16 protein-coding genes and 2 tRNA genes are annotated in these 18,231 nt (G+C 59.5%); 11 read left to right on the top strand and 7 right to left on the bottom strand.

Features of this window, described 5'->3' with window-relative positions:
- Positions 1–10: 10 nt before the first annotated feature.
- The 7 genes from VGU25_16370 to VGU25_16340 all read left to right on the top strand — a co-directional run bounded on the left by VGU25_16370 (position 11) and on the right by VGU25_16340 (position 8,050).
- A complete protein-coding gene (locus tag VGU25_16370; GenBank protein ID HEV2578781.1) occupies positions 11–865 on the top strand; it encodes a cytochrome c oxidase assembly protein in 855 nt (284 codons plus the stop codon).
- Between the two features lie 148 nt (positions 866–1,013).
- Positions 1,014–3,137, top strand: coding sequence for an elongation factor G (gene fusA, locus VGU25_16365; protein ID HEV2578780.1), 2,124 nt, complete (start codon positions 1,014–1,016; stop codon positions 3,135–3,137).
- 91 nt (positions 3,138–3,228) lie between these two features.
- Positions 3,229–3,305: transfer RNA gene (locus VGU25_16360), tRNA-Ile, on the top strand.
- 575 nt (positions 3,306–3,880) lie between these two features.
- The gene (locus VGU25_16355) at positions 3,881–5,572 is read left to right on the top strand and encodes a hypothetical protein (GenBank protein ID HEV2578779.1); all 1,692 of its coding nucleotides are present in this window, start codon (positions 3,881–3,883) and stop codon (positions 5,570–5,572) included.
- Positions 5,573–5,644: 72 nt separating this feature from the next.
- Positions 5,645–6,052 carry a hypothetical protein gene (locus tag VGU25_16350; GenBank protein HEV2578778.1) on the top strand — a complete coding sequence of 136 codons (408 nt, stop codon included), beginning with the start codon at positions 5,645–5,647 and terminating at the stop codon, positions 6,050–6,052.
- Positions 6,052–6,735, top strand: coding sequence for a C39 family peptidase (locus VGU25_16345; GenBank protein HEV2578777.1), 684 nt, complete (start codon positions 6,052–6,054; stop codon positions 6,733–6,735). Before VGU25_16350 ends, VGU25_16345 begins: the two co-directional genes overlap by 1 nt.
- Positions 6,736–6,748: 13 nt before the next feature.
- Complete coding sequence (locus VGU25_16340; protein HEV2578776.1) at positions 6,749–8,050, top strand: transporter; 1,302 nt, start codon at positions 6,749–6,751, stop codon at positions 8,048–8,050.
- Here the strand turns inward: VGU25_16340 and garD are convergent.
- The 6 genes from garD to VGU25_16310 all read right to left on the bottom strand — a co-directional run bounded on the left by garD (position 8,047) and on the right by VGU25_16310 (position 14,831).
- Positions 8,047–9,600: a galactarate dehydratase gene (gene garD, locus VGU25_16335; protein ID HEV2578775.1), complete on the bottom strand. Its 1,554-nt coding sequence runs from the start codon at positions 9,598–9,600 to the stop codon at positions 8,047–8,049. The genes VGU25_16340 and garD overlap by 4 nt on opposite strands.
- A 42-nt stretch (positions 9,601–9,642) precedes the next feature.
- Positions 9,643–10,992 (bottom strand): enolase C-terminal domain-like protein, encoded by a 1,350-nt coding sequence (locus VGU25_16330; GenBank protein ID HEV2578774.1) that lies wholly within the window; start codon positions 10,990–10,992, stop codon positions 9,643–9,645.
- 3 nt (positions 10,993–10,995) lie between these two features.
- Complete coding sequence (locus VGU25_16325; GenBank protein ID HEV2578773.1) at positions 10,996–12,330, bottom strand: MFS transporter; 1,335 nt, start codon at positions 12,328–12,330, stop codon at positions 10,996–10,998.
- Positions 12,331–12,340: 10 nt separating this feature from the next.
- Positions 12,341–13,255, bottom strand: a complete 915-nt coding sequence (kdgD, locus tag VGU25_16320) for a 5-dehydro-4-deoxyglucarate dehydratase (protein ID HEV2578772.1) — start codon at positions 13,253–13,255, stop codon at positions 12,341–12,343.
- Between the two features lie 118 nt (positions 13,256–13,373).
- Positions 13,374–14,567 (bottom strand): VIT1/CCC1 transporter family protein, encoded by a 1,194-nt coding sequence (locus VGU25_16315; GenBank protein ID HEV2578771.1) that lies wholly within the window; start codon positions 14,565–14,567, stop codon positions 13,374–13,376.
- Between the two features lie 138 nt (positions 14,568–14,705).
- On the bottom strand, positions 14,706–14,831 hold the full coding sequence (locus VGU25_16310; GenBank protein HEV2578770.1) for a hypothetical protein: 126 nt from the start codon (positions 14,829–14,831) through the stop codon (positions 14,706–14,708).
- 124 nt (positions 14,832–14,955) lie between these two features.
- Between VGU25_16310 and VGU25_16305 the strand changes: the two genes are divergently transcribed.
- Positions 14,956–15,249: a hypothetical protein gene (locus VGU25_16305; GenBank protein ID HEV2578769.1), complete on the top strand. Its 294-nt coding sequence runs from the start codon at positions 14,956–14,958 to the stop codon at positions 15,247–15,249.
- Between the two features lie 183 nt (positions 15,250–15,432).
- Here the strand turns inward: VGU25_16305 and VGU25_16300 are convergent.
- Positions 15,433–15,507: transfer RNA gene (locus VGU25_16300), tRNA-Val, on the bottom strand.
- A 262-nt stretch (positions 15,508–15,769) separates the two neighbouring features.
- Between VGU25_16300 and VGU25_16295 the strand changes: the two genes are divergently transcribed.
- From VGU25_16295 to VGU25_16285, 3 genes are all read left to right on the top strand, one after another.
- A complete protein-coding gene (locus tag VGU25_16295) occupies positions 15,770–16,471 on the top strand; it encodes a sigma-70 family RNA polymerase sigma factor (GenBank protein HEV2578768.1) in 702 nt (233 codons plus the stop codon).
- Between the two features lie 94 nt (positions 16,472–16,565).
- Positions 16,566–17,069 carry a hypothetical protein gene (locus VGU25_16290; GenBank protein HEV2578767.1) on the top strand — a complete coding sequence of 168 codons (504 nt, stop codon included), beginning with the start codon at positions 16,566–16,568 and terminating at the stop codon, positions 17,067–17,069.
- Between the two features lie 143 nt (positions 17,070–17,212).
- The gene (locus VGU25_16285; protein HEV2578766.1) at positions 17,213–18,097 is read left to right on the top strand and encodes a DUF3106 domain-containing protein; all 885 of its coding nucleotides are present in this window, start codon (positions 17,213–17,215) and stop codon (positions 18,095–18,097) included.
- Positions 18,098–18,231: the final 134 nt, after the last annotated feature.

Below are 18,231 nucleotides of genomic sequence, written 5' to 3'. Positions count from 1 at the left end.
AAGGCGAAGGATGGAGGAGTTTCCGCACGGAATTCTGGCGGCGTGGAGCTTTCCAGTCTGGCCGGCGATTGGATTGGTGATTGCGGGCACGCTCTATGTGCGCGGATGGCGCGCGCTGCAGCGGACACGTGCGCGGGATCTGCCGCTGTGGCGTGCGGCGTGCTTCTTGGGCGGCCTTCTCGCAATATGGATCGCACTGGCGTCTCCGATTGATGCCCTGGATGATTTTCTGCTGTCGGCGCACATGCTGCAGCATTTCATTTTGATGTCGATCGCTCCGCCGCTGCTGGTGCTGGGCGCGCCGCTTGTGCCGATGTTGCGCGGACTGCCACGAGGTTTGATCCGCTGGTTCCGGCCGGTGTTTGCATCACGTGGCGTGCACAAGGTGGCGCATGCAATGGCGCATCCAGCAGTGGCGTGGCTGGTGATGAACGTCGCGTACCTGGGGTGGCATGTGCCGCAGGCGTTTGAGCTGACGCTGCGCTCGGAGGCATGGCATAACACGGAGCACATGTGTTTTCTGTTCACGTCGATTGCGTTCTGGTGGGTGATCGTAGAGCCGTGGCCGAGCCGCAGCAGATGGTCACAGTGGATGGTAATTCCCTACCTGCTGACGGCGGATGTGGTGAATACGATTTTGTCGGCGGTGCTGACTTTCTCGGGAAAGGTGCTGTATCCGTCGTACGCTGCGGCCGAAAGAATCTCATCGCTGTCGCCGCTGAAGGACCAGGTGCTGGCCGGGGCGGAGATGTGGGTGCTGAACTCGATGGTTTTTCTGGTGCCAGTGGCCGTTCTGGTGGTGAGGATGCTGAGCCCGCGAGGGCTGCGGGATGCATCCGCGATGACCGATTACGCGGGGTCGTAGGAGATCTGCCACCACCGTGCAAGGGCTGGAATTTAAGGACTAGAATAGCGGCCTTGGCAGGAGAGTTCTTGCCTTCGTCTGGCAGGAGAGTTGCGGCGCACGTACGTGTGTGCGGCGGCCTGCGATGCGAGACATAGGAGAGCCAGAGATGAAGGTTTACGCGGGAGCTGACGTCAGGAATGTGGCCATCGTGGGGCATGCACACAGCGGGAAGACAGAACTGATCTCGGCGATTCTGAAGACCACGAAGTCGCCGGCGGCGTCCTCCCGCGAGAATGGCGGCGCGGTAACTCAGTACGATGAGGAGGAAATTGCGCGCAAGATGACGATGGCGAACGCAGTGGCGTTCGCCGAGTGGGACGGCATTAAGGTCAACATGATCGACACGCCGGGATTTCATATGTTTCTGCACGAGGCGCGCGCAGCGATGGTGCCCGCAGAGACGGCGCTGGTGGTTGTGAACGCGCAGACGGGCGTGGAGTCAGGCACAGATCGAGTGTGGAATTATGCGGCGGAGATTGGACTGCCGCGCGTAGTCGTCATGAACCAGGTGGACCATCCGAAGGCGGACTCACGCACGGGAAGGATGGAGATGCTGGAGGGCCTGCGTGAAAGATGGGGACGGCAGGTGGTGCCGGTGCAGCTGCCGATTGTGGACGAGAAGGGATTTCATGGTGTCGTCGACCTGGTGACGATGGAGGCGTATCTGTATACGCCCGGTGGTGAAGGACGCGGGACGAAGGGAAAGATTCCGCATGCGATGGAAGGGGATGCCAAGGCCGCGCATGAGGCGCTGATTGAACTGGTCGCTGAGGGCAAGGACGAGCTGATGGAGGAGTTCTTTGCGGTGGGAACGATTCCAGAGGAGCACCTGGTGGGCGCGCTGCATGAGGCGATTCGTGAGGACAGGATCTTTCCGGTGTTGTATGTGAGTGGATTGCAGAACGTTGGAACGGACCACCTGCTGGATTTTCTGAAGGTCTATGCGCCATCGCCGGTGGAGCGCGCCGGAGTGCCGATGCGTGCGGCAGGCAAGGCTGCGGGCAACGGATCGAGTGAGACGGAGATGCGCAAGATCGACGACAGCCAGCCGGTCGCGCTGTACGTGTACAAGACGATGGTCGATCCGTTCGCCGGGAGGATTTCGTTCTTCAAGGTGATCAGCGGATGCGTGAAGAACGACGCGTCAGTGGAGAACTATACGCGCGGCGAGACGGAGCGGCTGAGCCATCTCTCGATTGTTCAAGGACGAAAGTTGACCGAGGTTGCGGAGTTGCACGCGGGCGATCTGGGAGCCGTGGCGAAGCTGCGCGTGTCGCAAACGGGAGACACGCTGGGCGCAAAGGGACATGACGTGGCGATGGAAGCTGCGCCGATCCCGGAGCCTGCGATGACTTACGCGATTGAGCCGAAGTCTCGTGCAGACGAGGACAAGCTGGCGCCTGCGCTTCACAAGCTGATGGAAGAGGACCTGATGCTGAAATTTTATCGGGATCCGCAAACGAACGAGTTCCTGGTGGCGGGCGCGGGGCAGATGCACATCGAGACCGTCGTTTCGCGGCTGAAGCGACGGTTCCATACGGAGGTGACGCTGAAGGCGCCGAAGGTGCCGTACCGCGAGACGGTGCGTGCGAAGGCGCAGGGGCATGGACGGCACAAGAAGCAGACGGGAGGACATGGGCAGTTTGGAGACTGCAAGATCCGGATTGAACCGATGGAGCGCGGCGGCGGCTTCGAGTTCGTGAACGACATCTTCGGCGGATCGATACCGCGGCAGTTTGTGCCGGCGGTGGAGAAAGGGATTCAGGAGTCGGCAGCGCGCGGATATCTCGCGGGGTATCCGGTCGTCGACTTTCGCGCGGTCGTCTATGACGGCAGCTACCACGATGTGGACTCGAGCGAGATGGCGTTCAAGATGGCCGGACGGCTGGCGTTTCGGGCCGCCATGGAACAGGCAAAGCCTGCGCTGCTGGAGCCGATCATGAAGGTGGAGATCGAGATGCCGGACGAGTTCGCTGGCGCCGTGATGGGCGACCTGAACAGCCGGAGAGGCCGCGTGCAGGGGATGGATAGCGCAGGAACTGGCACCGTGGTGCATGCACAGGTGCCGCTGGCAGAGATGCTGAGCTACGGAACGACGCTGACCTCGATGACCCAGGGCCGGGGCAGCTTCCGGATGGAGATGGACCACTACGATTTTGTGCCGCCGGCGATTTCAGAAAAGATTGCGGCCGGCGCGAAGAAGCCCGCCGGTGAAGAGCTAGAGGAGTAACAATAGGTAATTACGTTCGACGCAATTTAGAATGCACTTACGTCGTAGTCCAGCGGCATGGATGGCAGTGCGAAGGACTACGTTCAGGGTGGGGCCTATAGCTCAATTGGTTAGAGCAGCGGACTCATAATCCGTTGGTTCCAGGTTCAAGTCCTGGTGGGCCCACCATCGTCTCGGTCGTGGTGGGACAGACAGTTGACGAATGTTCGGTGGTGGTGTTCTCTTTACAGCGCACCAATGTAACAAGGCTTTCATCACAGGAGCAAAGTCGTTCCTTTGAGTAGTGCATTTTCCTGCAATTTACCCACGGAATTTTGAACAAAATTGCGGAATTACGGCATGATCTGCTTGGCAACGGAATTGCAGTACGACGGTTAGATTCGAATCAGGAAACCAGGAGATCGAAGCCAAAGCGACGGCGCCGCGGTCTTGCCTGATCGATCTACCCCATTGCGCGATGGATGGGCGGAGCAAAAGAGAGCAGTTCTCCGGGTCCCTGGGCTCACGTGCAAGAAGGTTGATTACGCTCGACTGGCGAAGGAAGTGAGCTAAGCCACTCCATTCCGCCAGCCCCCCGCCTTCAACCCCAATTTTCGGCCCCTAAAAGATGACACCTGCGCGGATCGCGTCAACCCTCTCGTGAAGAGGGCACGGGGGTTCACGCTCAATTGGCCCTTCCGCCGCCCGTGTCGGCCGGCGGGTTTGGTCGTGTTCTTCAACAACGCACATGTGTGGAGGAATTCGTGAACAGAATTGTTTGCACTCTCATTACAGCGTCCTTCCTTGCTGCCGGGATTGCCGCAGCTCAAAGCAACAACAACAGCAAGTCGAAAGCTCATGCGATCAGTGATAGCCAGATGAGCAACGTGACGGCCGGTCAGACTGACAATAATTCGATCGCCACTGCTGGATCCACGATAACGACAAACGATTCAGCGAGCGCTTCTCTCGCCGGAAGCTCGCTGAGCTCCGCAAGCGGCGTGAACATCGTAACCGGCACGGATAGCACAGTCGGTGACGGCGTCAACATCTGGGCGTCTCCTCTGAGCAGCGTAAACAGCAACTCCGGAGCGAAGGTCAGCCAGGCCAACGACATCAGCCAGTCTGATCCGGACTCGAATGCGACGCTGCACAACTACAGCAACGGACCAGATCTAACGGTCAATAACACCTACGCCAACACCAACAACACGACGAATGCGTCCAGCCTGACCACCGCGTCAAGCTACAACCACACGACGACGGATACGTCGAGCTACATGAACACTGGCTCTCATACGCAGAGCGCGAGCGAGTCTTCATCTGACAACTTCGCACATGGCGCGAACGAGAGCTCCAGCTTCGGCGCGTCGTCTGCAACTACCGACAACTTCGCACATGGCGCGAACGAGAGCTCCAGCTTTGGCGCCTCGACTGCGACATCCGACACATACGGCCACAACGCCTCTGTCGGCGGACAGGAAGCGTCGTCGTCGTCGAAGTCGTCGAGCGGCGCAGTGAATGCGACCGATAACCTCGCGGCCTCCGACAACCTCGCGGCCAACGCCAGCAGCAACCACGCGAGCAACGGTTCCTCGAGCTCGAACACCCAGCATCAGAACAGCAGTTCGACCGGCTCGAGCAGTGGCAGCTCCATCGCAGGCACTGACACGTTCAGCAACCCGTCTAACACCGCCAGCACCAACGCTGCGAACTCGACGGGCAGCAACACGAACACTTCGACAACCACCGGTACTGGAACCACCTCCAACAACAACAGCGCCGCCGCCAGCCAGGGCAGCTCGAGCTCCAGTTCGACGGGTGCTCTGTCCAACAACGCAGCTCTGACCAACAACGCTGCGTTCGCCGCTAACGCTTCAAGTTCGTCCAACAAGGCTCAGAACGCCAGCTTCGGCGCCTCGACCGCGACGAACAATGCATACAACACAAACTCGTCAGTGGGCGGACAGCAGCAGGCTGCGACCTCCACCACCAACGCGTATGCCACCAACTCCTCCATCGGTGGACAGCAGCAGGCTGCGACCTCCACCACGAACGCGTTTGCCCAGCAAGCCGCTGAGCAGTCAGCTTCGTCCCACACCACAACGGCCTCGAATGACTTCGCGACCAACACCACGGCCAGCCACAGCCTGACCGCAACCGACAACTTCGCCCACAGCAGCACGACCAACGACACGCTGGCGCTGACCTACATGGGACCGACGACAATCGGGAATGCAGTCGCGCAGAATATCGCGGTTGATGGCTCGACAATCACCTCGACCAAGACGGACTCGCTCAGCCTGGCCGGCTCGACTGAATCGAGCGCCTCCGGTGTAAACATTGTCAACGCAGTAGGCAGCATGGTTGCCAACGGCGTCAACATTGCCTACACAGCCAACATGAACGCAACCCCAACGCTGACCCAGACCAACAGCATTACCCAAGCCCACTGATGACCACGGACGGGGCCACCCTCTTTGGGGTGGCTCCGCCGCGCGGCGTAACTGCTCGCGAGGAGAGTAATCATGTACCGCACTCTTTTGGTCATCGGTCTTTTGCTGGCGACACAGACAAGTGTGTCGCAGTCGAGGAAGAAGGCACTCGACGACAGCATGCTTGACCGGGTGACGGCGGCCGGAGTGACGACAAGCGTCAGTCCGGGCAACGTCATTAATTTTTCGGGCGAGGTGCCCACAGCAAACGGCCTTGTCTCAGGTATTGGATCGCTTGTGGTTCAAGCACCGAACAGCACGACGACCAACACAACTGTGGGGTCGATCAACCTTAGTGGAAACGCACAGCAGAACATGAGCTCGCTGATCAACATCAATGCTGTGAACTCCGCTATCAACGTACTGTTGAACCTCAACGTAAACATCAACTCAACTGTTGGAACCATCACGCAGGCCAACCTCAGCGGGAAATCGCATTAATGACCTCATTCAGGATCGGGATCGCAGTAGTACTGCTGAGCGCATCGTCCGTCGTCACCCTGGCGCAGGCTCTGAACAAGCCTGCACCAGGGGAGGACGCGGGGTGGGGGAAGCCTGTCGCCTCGTTGAAGGACATCCGCAACGAGGGAGTTACACGGCAACGGTGGGACATAAGCTGCGGCGCTGCCGCACTAAGCACGCTCCTCACGTATCAATTCAGAGACGTCACACCTGAGACCGACATCGTCGTGTGGATGTTGCATCGAACCGACCCTGCCCTTGTCCGTGCGAGGCACGGGTTTTCTCTTTTGGACATGAAGCATTTTGCGCAAGCGCGCGGATACACGGCTGAAGGCTTCAGCGACATGTCCATGGACGAACTAGCCAGCCAAAAGACGGCAGTCATCGTACCGATCCGCCTGAAGGGCTTCGATCATTTTGTTGTTGTCAACGGCATCATTCAGGGGAGAGTATTTCTTGCTGATCCTGGCTTTGGCAACGTCACGATGAAGGCAGACCGCTTCCAGAAACTGTGGAAGAACGGCGTTGTCTTTATCGTTCACCCTCCGGATGAGCGAATGCAGGTCGCAAAGCAAATCAGCTCCTCGGCAAAGCTGATTCCTGACGAGACCTTCATTACGCGGACACTTGGGGTGTCGACGCCTACCAATGGCTTGTATTAACGGGGAGGGCTATATGTTTCTACGGCCATTCGTAGTAGGCACGGTTCTGCTGCTTGCGGCGAGCGTCAGCGCACAAACGCAGTCCGCCACCGCGGCGCCGGCGCCTGTAAACCCGGCAGCCCAGGCGGAACGCTCGACACAAGTACGCAACACACAAGCCGACGTCGTCGACGTCAAGATTCAGCAGGCCCTGCGCGAGCGCGATGCCATCATTCGCAATCTTCTGGAGCGCGTGCAGGAGCTCGAGTCGCGACTGAACGCGGTTAACAATACCGGGCTGACCGGTCATGGCCCCGTTCCCTCGGCCGTCGCGATAGCGCCGGCACCGACAACTTCGCTCTCGACGACGATAAGCAACTCAACGTACGACGAGGCAGAGCGACACGCGTCAGCAGCACTGGATCGCGCCCTGCTGGTGCGTGGTGGTCTGTTATTGCCACCCGGCCTGATGGAGGTTGATGATGCGGCTTCGTACTATAGCCTTTCTTCGGACCACGTGACGGTTAATGGGTTCGCATTGTTTCCCGTTCTTGTCGTCGGAGATATCACCTCTGAGCGGTTGCGCAGAGACATCCTGATCAATTCAGTCACTTCGCGACTCGGCGTTACAAAGCAGCTGCAATTGGACGTCAATGTTCCCTATGGCTACGTTCTGAATCGCACGGTTGACGCCACGGAAACGCAGACGACACAGAGCCAGTTTGGACTCGGTGACATCTCGGGAGGTGCGTCCTACCAATTCCAAACCGAACATGGCAGCGTTCCGGACCTTCTGGCGAGCCTGCATTTCAAGTCGAGCACTGGAACGAATTCGTATGACCTTACCAGCTCCGAGACATCGCTGGGAACCGGGTTCAATGGTGTAACAGCGTCCCTGACCGCGGCGAAGACGAATGATCCGCTTGTGTTTTTCGGCAGCCTTGCCTACACCAAGAACTTCCCGGCGCACCACACAATTCCCATCAGCGATCCTTCGAATCCGGACATCACCAGCGAGGTCGGTTATATTCGTCCGGGCGATGCGTACGGGTTCCAGTTGGGTTCGGTGTTGTCTTTGAACCCGGAAACGTCGATGACGGTCGGCTGGAGTCAGCAGTTCACGCGACAGGCGAAACTGAATGGCCAGGCATTGCCGGCGTCATACCTTGTGGAAGGTTCGCTGCGCATCGGCACGTCGTATATGTTCGCGCCGGGCCGGCTGATGGACGTGAGCATGGGCGTTGGCCTCACGCCGGATACACCAAACCTGCAGTTTTCAGTCTCGCTTCCGATTCGATGGACGCTATGGAGGCCATCCTACGTTGCGAGTCATTAGGTGAGTGGTGTCGGATTGAACAGAGCGAGGTCGTTATGCAGGCCCCAGTGGTCGGCCCAGGTTTGCCGGCGGCCGCTCGCGACGTCCAGCACCATCTCGAATATCTGCCAACCGACCTGCTCGATGGTGGCGTTACCTGTGGCGATTGCTCCTGCATCAATGTCGATAAGATCGCGCCAGCGTTGGGCGAGCGCGGACCGTGACGCCACCTTGATGACTGGAGCCATTGCGAGTCCGTAAGGAGTTCCCCGCCCCGTTGTGAAGATATGCATGTTCATCGAGGCGGCGAGTTGCAGTGTCCCGCAGACAAAATCGCCTGCAGGCGTCGCCGCAAAGATAAGGCCCTTCTTCGTCACCCTCTCGCCGGGGCCGAAGACGCCCGCTATAGGCGAAGTGCCTGCTTTGGCAATTGAACCCAAAGTCTTCTCGACAATATTCGTCAGGCCGCCACGTTTGTTTCCGGGGCTCGGATTTGCGCTGCGGTCAACGCCGCCGCTGCTCAGATAAGCGTCATACCAGGCCATTTCGCGAACCAGGTCGCGTGCGATGTCCTCGGTTGCAGCGCGCGCTGTGAGAAGGTGCACAGCGTCGCGAACCTCCGTGACCTCGGAAAACATCACTGTCGCGCCGGCTCTCACCAGGAGATCGGTAGCGTAGCCTACGGCCGGATTCGCGGTCACACCAGAGAAAGCGTCGCTCCCTCCACACTGCACGCCGACCACCAGGTCCGCGGCAGGGCGCACGGTCCGGTGTCTGCCATTCAGCATCTCCAGGCGCTTCTCAGCCATCTGCATGATGGCAGCGACCATCTCTTCGAAGCTGTGGTGTCTCTCATCCTGGAGCTGCACCACATAAGGTGTCGCGTTAAGAATCGGCAGTGTGCTGGACGGCATCAAGCGTGTCGGCTGCAGCTTCTCGCAACCAAGGCTCACCACCATCGGTGCGCCACCCAGATTTGGATTCAAGCTCAAATTGCGCAATGTGCGAATGGGAATCTCGGCGTTGGGCGCATCGGTCGCTATGCCACACCCATAGGTGTGCGTGAGCGCGATGACATCATCCACGTTCGGATAGCGGGGAAGAATCTCCTGTCGGATTCGCCGCACGGCGTAATCGACGGTTGCGGCCACGCACTGCACCGTTGTGGTGATTCCGAGAATGTTCTTTGTTCCAACGGAGCCGTCATCGTTGACAAAGCCCTCGAAGGTGTAACCCTCAAGCGGCGGCAATGCCGGTGGCACTGCAGTTGCGAGTGGGAGAGAGTCCAGGGAAGGCGCGCTTGGCAGACGCATCTTTTCTTCATGGACCCAGCTTCCTTTTGAAATCTCTCCCTCAGCGAACCCGATCACAGAACCGTAGCGAACGATTGGCGCGCCTGCATGTATATCGCTGAGTGCGATTTTGTGCGCCTCTGGAATGTTTTCCGTCAGTACCAGGCCCGACTCGAACTTCGTCCCCGCGGGCAAACCGCCTTCATTCACAACAATGGCAACGTTGTCGTCGGGGTGAACCTGCACATACAGCGGACGTGATTCTTCTGCTCTTAACATCTCGAAATCCTTGCTATGAGCGGCGGAGTGTCAGCGCGATCCTTACCGAACCATGCAGGGGCGCTTGTTGTCGAACTGCCAGCCTGCGATGAGAAACTGCATCGCTCGCGTGTCATCACGGCCACCGGATCCTACCTCATTGTAGAGCGTGTGAGCGCGCGCTACCTGCTCGGGATCGAGCTCGACTCCAAGTCCTGGGCGATCCGGCACGCGAATTCTTCCGTCTGCGATTCGCAGCGGCTCTTTCGTAAGACGCTGCCCATCCTGCCATATCCAATGCGTATCGATGGCCGTGATTCTGCCCGGCGCGGCCGCGGCGACATGCGTGAACATGGCAAGTGAGATATCGAAGTGGTTATTGGAATGCGATCCCCAGGTCAGTCCCCAGTCCTCACAGAGCTGCGCGACACGCACAGAACCCTGCATCGTCCAGAAGTGTGGATCCGCGAGTGGAATGTCCACTGCATGTAGCTGGACGGCATGCTTGAGCTCACGCCAATCGGTCGCGATCATATTGGTTGCCGTCGGCAGACCGGTGGCGGAGCGGAACTCCGCCATGATCTCTCGGCCTGAGAAGCCGTTCTCTGCTCCGCAGGGATCTTCGGCATAGGACAAGACATTCTGTTTTCCGCTGCACAGGCGAATCGCTTCGTCGAGCGACCATGCGCCGTTTGGGTCCAGCGTGATTCGTGCCTTCGGGAAGCGCTCTGCAAGTGCAACGACAGTTTCCATCTCGCGCGCGCTCTCGAAAACTCCGCCTTTCAATTTGAAGTCGCGAAATCCATAGCGCGCTTGCGCTGCAGCCGCAAGGTGGAGGATCGCTTCGTTTGTCAGCGCCTCCTCATTGCGCAGTCGAAACCATTCGTCCTTCTCAGCGCTCTCGTCGCGGTAGTGCAAATCGCACTTGCCGCGGTCGCCGATGTAAAACAGATACCCGAGTACATCGACACTCGAGCGTTGCCGCCCTTCTCCGAGCAAGTCGCAAACGGGAAGGCCTAAGAATTTTCCGAGCAGGTCCAGCATTGCAGATTCGATCGCCGTCACCGCATGGATCGCGGTCCGCTGATCGAATGTTTGCAGCCCGCGCCCGCCAGCATCTTCGCCCGCGAATTGTTCTCGGACTGAATTCAGGACAGCCTGATACGCGGCAATTGGCTTTCCATTCACAAGCTGACGAGCGGATTCCAGTACACGACGAATCTTCTCGCCACCAGGAACCTCTCCGACGCCCATGTTCCCCGCGCTGTCGTTCAGCAGCACAACGTTTCGCGTAAAGAATGGGGCATGAGCTCCGCTCAGATTGAGCAGCATGCTGTCTTGACCGGCGACGGGAATTACTCGCATCTGGGTCACGACCGGGGTCGCCTTTCCTACTGCTTCAACCAGGCTCACGAATCATTCTCCAACGGCTGTCGCAGGGGCCGGATGACGAATCTCGACTCGCTTAATCTCACCGACCACAACAAGGTAGCTGAAGATCGCCAGAAGAGCTGTCGCAGCGACAAAGATCAGTGCATCGTTGAACGAGCCGGTCTTCTTCACCAACCATCCAATGACGATTGGCGTCGTTATACCTGCGGTGTTGCCGAACAGATTGAAGATGCCGCCGTTCAGCCCAATCAATTCCCTGGGCGATGCGTCCGCGATGACCGTCCAGCCAAGTGCGCCGAAGCCCTTTCCGAAGAATGCAACTGACATCAGGAACATGACGAGGCTCTGCGTGTTCGTGAAATTACAAGCGATCATCGTGATCGAGAGCAGCATGCCTGCAATGATCGGCGCCTTGCGCGCAAAGGTCAGTGAGTATCCGTGCCGCAGCAGACCATCCGAGCATACGCCGCCGAGCACTCCGCCGACGGAGCCGCAGAGCGCGGGGAGAGCCACCGCAAACCCGCCGCGTAGAACGGACATGTGCCGGGCCTGCACAAGATAGATCGGAAACCAGGTGATGAAGAAGTACGTCAGCGTCGTGATGCAGAACTGGCCCATGTAGATGCCAATCAGCATCCTCTGACTCAGCAGTTGCTTCGCTCCATTCCAGGTCACGGGATTGGCTTTGCCCTTCCGCTGATCGAGGTTGGCGAGTCCTCCGCCCTTCTCGATGTGCTCTATCTCAGCGGACGAGATCAGCGGATGTTCTTTGACGTTGTATACGGTCTTCCACCACACAAATGCGAGCACAGACCCGAACACACCCATGAACCAGAAGCAGCTTCGCCATCCATGACTGTGCGTCAACCAGCCAAACAGCGGACCGAACATCACCAGCGCAAAATACTGTGACGAATTGAAAATCGCAGATGCGGTTCCCCGTTCGGCCGTGGGAAACCAGGCTGCGACGATGCGACCGTTCCCAGGAAAGACAGGCGACTGCGCCAACCCTGATATAAGCCGCAACACGAAGATCGTGGTGAAGGCCATCGCAGGCACCACGTAGCCCGCAAAGCCGGTCAGAAATGCACAAACGCTCCAGGCGATGATGCTCATCCCGTAAATGCGCTTCGAGCCGAAGCGATCCAGCAATCCGCCGGACGGCAGTTGCCCCGCCACATAGGCCCAACCAAAACCGGAGAGCAGCAAGCCAAGCTTCACCGGATCCAGCGTAAGCTCTCGCTCCATCGACGTGCCCGCAATCGAGAGCGCGACACGGTCGCCGTAACTGAAGCTGCTCGCGATAAACAGCATCGCGATGATCAGATATCGAACGTGCGTTTGCTTGCCTGCGGTCATCGCAACGCGCTCATGATCGTCCGGCAACCAGACGGCTCAGCGCATTCATCTCGCTTTGATCCAGGTCCATAAGCGGCGACCGCACTGGGCCGGCGGGTCGCCCGACGGCCCGCATGCCTGCCTTCACAATCGAGACCGCATAGCCTTTTCGCCGATTGCGGATCTCGATATACGGAAGAACGAGCTCGCGCAACTGCTTGAATACCTCGTCTCGATCGCGCCGCCGAACAGCTTGATAGAACGATTGCGCAAACTCAGGCAGGAAATTGAAGATCGCGGACGAATACGTCGTCACTCCCATCTCGAGATACGGCAATGCAAAAGTCTCGGCTGTAGGAAGTCCACCAACATAAGTCAACCGGTCGCCGAGCCTCGCGTAGATGCGCGTCATCAACTCAATGTCTCCAACGCCGTCTTTGAATCCAACCAGGTTCGGGCAGCGCTCACAAAGGCGCTCAATCGCAGACTCGTTCAGGATCGCGTTGTCACGGTTGTAGAAGATCACGCCAAGTTGTGTCGACGAGCATACGGCCTCCACATGGGCTATCAGTCCCGCGGGCTCACTGTTCACGAGATAGGGAGGCAACAGTAAAAGACCATCCGCGCCAACTGCCTCCGCCTCTTGCGCAAACTGCCTGGCGATAGCGGTGCCGTATCCGCAGCCCGCGACTACGGGAACACGTCCACTCGTCTGCTGAACAGCTGCTGCAACAACACTCCTGAACTCCGGTAATGTGAGCGAGAAGAACTCTCCGGTGCCCCCTGCGGCAAAGAGACCGGCGGGCGCGTGCTGCAGCAGCCATTCGATGTGCTCACGATAGGCAGCTTCATTGAACGCGAAGTCGTCAGTGAAGTGGGTCACCGGGAAAGACAGCAGCCCTTCACCAATCTTCTTTGCAAGCTCCTTCGGAGCCATCCTGGCCATTGCTTTCCTCTAGCTTGAGAATTGCGGTCCGAAAGTTATTACCGCATGCGCCAGCATAACAACACGGCATTAAACCTGCGCATTTCTACGCCGAGTCTGCGTGGCAGCTCGATTCCGTTCAGGATCCACCACCGATGTGACCCAGCCCGATGCCTATACCGTAGGTGACCGCACCCTCCACCGCCCCAATCAGCGTCATCTCCAGCCCGCTGCTCCACCATGAACGTATCGTGATCAGGGACTTGGCAGCGCCCACGGCAAAATGCGCCGCGAGTGAAACGATTCCGGCGATGATCACGGCCGTATAGCCGGACGTAAAGAAAAACGGCACAATCGGAATGAATGCACCTATAGCCGTGGACAACGCGCCGGAGACCGCTGAGACCATAGGTTTGGTCAGGCCCTCTTCCGTCGTGTCAAGCCGCTCACGCGCGAGCGCGCTAACCAGCCTCTTCTTGTCGCTCGCGATGTGTTCGACAAAGCGTTCTGCGTCGTCACGGTTCAGCCCACGCACCTGGTAGCTCAGCGTGAGGAGTTCGCGAGCTTCGGCTTCGTTCAGGGTGACAGCTTCTTCTTCCCTCGCATACTCCGCCTCGTAGATCTCACGCTCGCTCTTTGCGGCCAGGTACGCTCCGGAGCCCATTGAAAGCGCACTGGCAATCATTCCTGCCAGCCCTGCGATCAGGACGAAGTGGCTGTTGCCGAGCGTCGCACCGGAGACGCCCGAGACGATCCCGAAGATCGCCCCGAGGCCATCGTTCACACCGTAAATAGCATCTCCAATCCAGCTTCCGGCGCGCGGCTGACCAGCATCGCGAGCTGCCACCAGTTCATCCAGCGCCCGCTGCGCCTCTTCAGTGGTTACCTGGGGAGCAGGTCGCCGGCCACGGATCAGATGGCCGAGCGCCTGATAATGATCCTTCTCGTCAGAGATGACTTCCTCAAGAATCGCAATGCTCTCCTGGTCGCCCAAATCGCGAAGTTGCTTGCCGTACCGAGCGATGTCGCGGCTCTCGTCCAGCTCCAGCCGGCGTAGCTCGAGTTGATCGCCACCAACACGAGCTGCCAATGAGTCCGCATCGCCAGACGGAGGGCCTTCGTATTCCGGCGTGGGAATACCGAGCGCCTCCATTCGGCTGGCCCAGAGAGCCGCGTGGTGTTTTTCGGCATGGGCGAGTCCTCGCAGCACACTTTTGCGGTGTGGATCGCTCTCGCGGTCAGCCAGCGCACCGTAGGTGTGCCATCCGCGCATTTCGGCCTGCCAGTTCGAGGCCAGAGCCTCAGCTAACTCACGAGTATCTCGAGTGTTCATCCAATCCCCTCAGATGCGACCTCGCGGCCCGACCACTTCGTGCAGGAGGCGAATGATCGAATTGTATGGCGCAATCATTCCTTCGGTTGCGATTCATTCTCGAGCGTGTCGTGAAGCTGACGAGCGGGCGAGCCGGCATTACGTCGCGCGCTGTGTGCGCGACGGAGATCGCGAGATGCGGATGTTCAGATCGTTGGGCAGCGTGAGCGTTGTGGTGTGCCCGCGGAAGATTGATTGCGTAACCGAAGAGATAGCTGTAGGCATACGGCTGGTTGAGTCCATTGCGCGGGTGGTAGTGCGACCGTGACCAGCGCTGGGGGCGCGGCATGGAGGCGTTCGGTGAAGACCGTTCCTCACCGCGCGCCTCGGTGTTGCGTTCGTCGAGGGAATGCGGGGCTCCGATTCGCATTACCTCAAGACCGTGTCCACGCCCAAACACTTCGCCGTGCCCAGCGGGCCGGAACCGCAGCGCCACAAGTTCAACGTCGACGTTTTTCCGCACGATCTCGAAGACACGAACCTGCCCGGCTTCCGCGCGACGATCACCGAAGCGCATGGAGACTCGGTGATGTGCGCCTACAACGCCATCGATGGAAACGCCGCCTGCGACAGCAACCTTCTGCTCCACAGAACCTGCGCCACGACGGGCACTGCAATGGCCAGTCGTCTCCAACTGCGATGAGGTCGCGGACATCGCGCGCGGCCATCACGAAGCGGCCGACAACGCACAGGCTTCTGCATTGACCCTGAAGGCAGGCACCGATCTTGACTGCGACATTCCACATCCAAGGTGCAGCTGCCCTGCCCCATTAGCTGAGGAACGGTAGACTCGCGCTCAAGTGATGTTATTTCAAGAAGTTGGAGTTGGTGGGCACAGCAGGATTCGAACCTACGACTTCCACCGTGTGAAGGTGGCACTCTACCGCTGAGTTATGCGCCCGCCTGTTGCGGCAGCAGGAACTGAGCACCCACCGTGCCAGCCCCCCGTTCTCCTTGAGAATAGCAGAGAATAGCCACGCCCGCGACTCAAAGCAGCCGCAATCCTGCCTTCGTTTGCAGGCATTGTTCGACGGCAGAGCCGCACGGGTACAATACCCCGGATGACCGGTTCCAACCCCGCAGACCGTCCGCCCGATCCGCCGAAACCGGCAGATTCGGTTGAGACGGCGCAACCTCGCGACAAAGATGGGGTTGAGGAAGATATGAGCACGCTGGCACTCCATCCCGGGGTTCTGGGTCATGATCTTCCGGCGGACCGTCCCGCCACCGCGGTCGATCTCAGCCCCGAGCGGGCTAAGGAGCGGGCGGCCGCAATGGCCAGGGGCGACTTCTCTGCCCTGACCGACGCCGAGATCATGCTAGAGCTCCGTGCCGGTAATATGGCGGCCTTCGATATACTGCTGGCAAAATATCGCAAGCCGATCATCCATTTCATGTTCAGGATGGTCCACAATCAGGCTGTGGCCGAGGAGCTTGCCCAGGAGGTCTTCCTCCGGGTCTACCGGTCGCGGGAAACTTACCGGGCGGAGGCCCGGTTCAGCACGTGGCTCTACCGCATTGCCACGAACCTGGGCGTAAACCACGCCCGCGATACACGGCACGAGCGCTCGGCCTCGACCGTATACCTGGATGAGCCGGACGCCGAGACCGGAACGACGCCGGACGTTGCCGACGAGACGCCCAGCGCCGAGGCGAATTTGCTTCGCCGGGAGCGGATGAACGCCATCCGCCAGCACGTGATGGCGCTGCCGGAGCGGCAGAGAACCGCCGTTCTGATGCACAAGTATGAGGGTTTGGACTACAAGCAGATCGGCGAGGTGCTGAAGCTCTCCGAGTCTGCAACGAAATCGCTGCTGTTCCGCGCTTACCAGACGCTAAGAGAGCGACTGAAAGGATTCGTCTGAGATTGCCTTATAACGGAGCCACTGCGCGTCTAAATTCGCTGCGACGGCGTCCTGAAAGCAACACCCACCCGAAAAGGGGGTTGATATGAATGCTATGAACTGTAAGACCTGCAAATCGCATCTCCCGGACCTGCTGCTCGAAGACGGCTACGAGGCCGCGCACCCGGAGATTGCTGCACACCTGAAGGCCTGTGAGAGCTGCGCGAGCGAGTTGAGCGAGCTTCGTTCCACGATGGCGATGATGGATGCGTGGACCGCACCCGAGCCGTCGCCGTACTTCGACTCCAAGCTGCGTGCGCGGGTGCGTGAGGCGGCGGCAGCACAGCCTGAGGGCTTCTTTGAACGGGTTTATGCCTTCCTGACCTTCAGCACCGGACGGCAGCTTCGCTCGGCGATGGCCGGTGCGCTGATGTTGCTGGTACTCGCGGGAGCGGGCAGCTTCGCCGGCGTTGAGATTGCGAACCGTCCGCAGCCGCAGCCCTCAGCCACCGTGAACGATCTGAAGATCCTGGACAACAATGCCCAGGCGTATCAGCAGATGGATCAGCTACTGGATCCAAACGCGAACGATGATTCGGGGGATCCACCAACGACCTAAGGCGGGGTGAGTTCGAGATTCGACCATAAGCCGCCGCCTTCGGACGGCGGCTTCGGTATCATAGGCGCGCAGCCGGTAACTAGACAGAGACAGCACTAGAAGCAACGCACGACACTGAGCTAAAGATTGAGTTTGAACCTTCGATGAAACGTATCACTGCAACTCGCGGCTCACGCCTCGCCCAAGTCATCGGGGTGGTGGCTGTGGTGTCGGCGGGGGGGGCGGTGGGGCAGTCGCGGCATGGAGGAGGCGGTGGGCAGTCGTACCGCTCGTCGGCTCCCTCGTACCATCAGGCGGCCCCAGCGTATCGGCAGGCGGCTCCTACGTACCGGCAGGTTGCGCCGGGGTATCGGCAGGGCACTCCGGAGGGGTATCGCGGGTACTCGCCTCAGCAGCAGCAGTACCGGCCGCAAGGTGGCGGACAGCCGGAGCGGTATGCGCAGCAGCAGGTCCCGGCTCCGGTGGAGCGGAGGTCGCCACAGCAGCAGCAGGTGCAGCCGAACCATGTCCAGCCGAATCAGGGGCAGAGCGCACAGTTGTCGCAGATCGAGCGGCGGAACTCGCAGGTGCCGGGGAGCCCGCGTGGAGAGCACTTGGCGGACTGGATGAACCAGCACCGCAACCTCTCGCCGGAGCAGCAGCAGCAGGCGCTGCAGCGGGAGCCAGGGTTCAACCAGCTACCCCAGCAGACGCAGGACCGGATGCGGAACCGTCTGGCGCAGCTTAATGCCATGGATCCGCAGCGACGGGAGAGAATCCTGTCCTACAACGAGCGGATGGAGCACCTATCCGTTGGCGAACGCACGGAGGTGCGGAACTCGCTGTCGCAGCTTGGATCGCTTCCACCGGATCAGCGGCGTCAGGTAGCCGAAGGCTTCCGGCAGCTGCGGGCGTTGCCGCCTGAGCAGCGAGGCGCGGCGCTGAACTCGCCGCAGTATCAGTACATGAATCCGAGCCAGAGGTCTGCTCTTAATAATCTGTTGCGCGTGGAGCCGCTGCTTCCACCGTCTGAGGGGCAGCCGCGGTAGGTACCCCCTCCCCTCCCCCACTTTTTGCGCAAAATCTTCAAAACAAATAATTTAGCTTTGGACCAATGGGGTCAAATGCGGCCTTATTGCGCAAATTCTTGAAAACAGATCACTTATCTGCGCAGGTGCATGCA

The sequence above is a fragment of the Acidobacteriaceae bacterium genome (assembly GCA_035944135.1).
In the GTDB taxonomy this organism is placed as follows: Bacteria; Acidobacteriota; Terriglobia; order Terriglobales; family Acidobacteriaceae; genus Granulicella.
This window is presented reverse-complemented; position numbering and strand designations above follow the sequence as displayed.

Coding starts and splice junctions, on each gene's coding strand:
- VGU25_16290 (HEV2578767.1), top strand. CDS start 16,566: ATGAACTGTAAGACCTGCAAATCGCATCTCCCGGACCTGCTGCTCGAA.
- VGU25_16350 (HEV2578778.1), top strand. CDS start 5,645: ATGTACCGCACTCTTTTGGTCATCGGTCTTTTGCTGGCGACACAGACA.
- VGU25_16325 (HEV2578773.1), bottom strand. CDS start 12,330: ATGACCGCAGGCAAGCAAACGCACGTTCGATATCTGATCATCGCGATG.
- fusA (HEV2578780.1), top strand. CDS start 1,014: ATGAAGGTTTACGCGGGAGCTGACGTCAGGAATGTGGCCATCGTGGGG.
- kdgD (HEV2578772.1), bottom strand. CDS start 13,255: ATGGCCAGGATGGCTCCGAAGGAGCTTGCAAAGAAGATTGGTGAAGGG.
- VGU25_16305 (HEV2578769.1), top strand. CDS start 14,956: ATGCGGGGCTCCGATTCGCATTACCTCAAGACCGTGTCCACGCCCAAA.
- VGU25_16340 (HEV2578776.1), top strand. CDS start 6,749: ATGTTTCTACGGCCATTCGTAGTAGGCACGGTTCTGCTGCTTGCGGCG.
- VGU25_16345 (HEV2578777.1), top strand. CDS start 6,052: ATGACCTCATTCAGGATCGGGATCGCAGTAGTACTGCTGAGCGCATCG.
- garD (HEV2578775.1), bottom strand. CDS start 9,600: ATGTTAAGAGCAGAAGAATCACGTCCGCTGTATGTGCAGGTTCACCCC.
- VGU25_16295 (HEV2578768.1), top strand. CDS start 15,770: ATGAGCACGCTGGCACTCCATCCCGGGGTTCTGGGTCATGATCTTCCG.
- VGU25_16315 (HEV2578771.1), bottom strand. CDS start 14,567: ATGAACACTCGAGATACTCGTGAGTTAGCTGAGGCTCTGGCCTCGAAC.
- VGU25_16370 (HEV2578781.1), top strand. CDS start 11: ATGGAGGAGTTTCCGCACGGAATTCTGGCGGCGTGGAGCTTTCCAGTC.
- VGU25_16285 (HEV2578766.1), top strand. CDS start 17,213: ATGAAACGTATCACTGCAACTCGCGGCTCACGCCTCGCCCAAGTCATC.
- VGU25_16310 (HEV2578770.1), bottom strand. CDS start 14,831: ATGCCTACAGCTATCTCTTCGGTTACGCAATCAATCTTCCGCGGGCAC.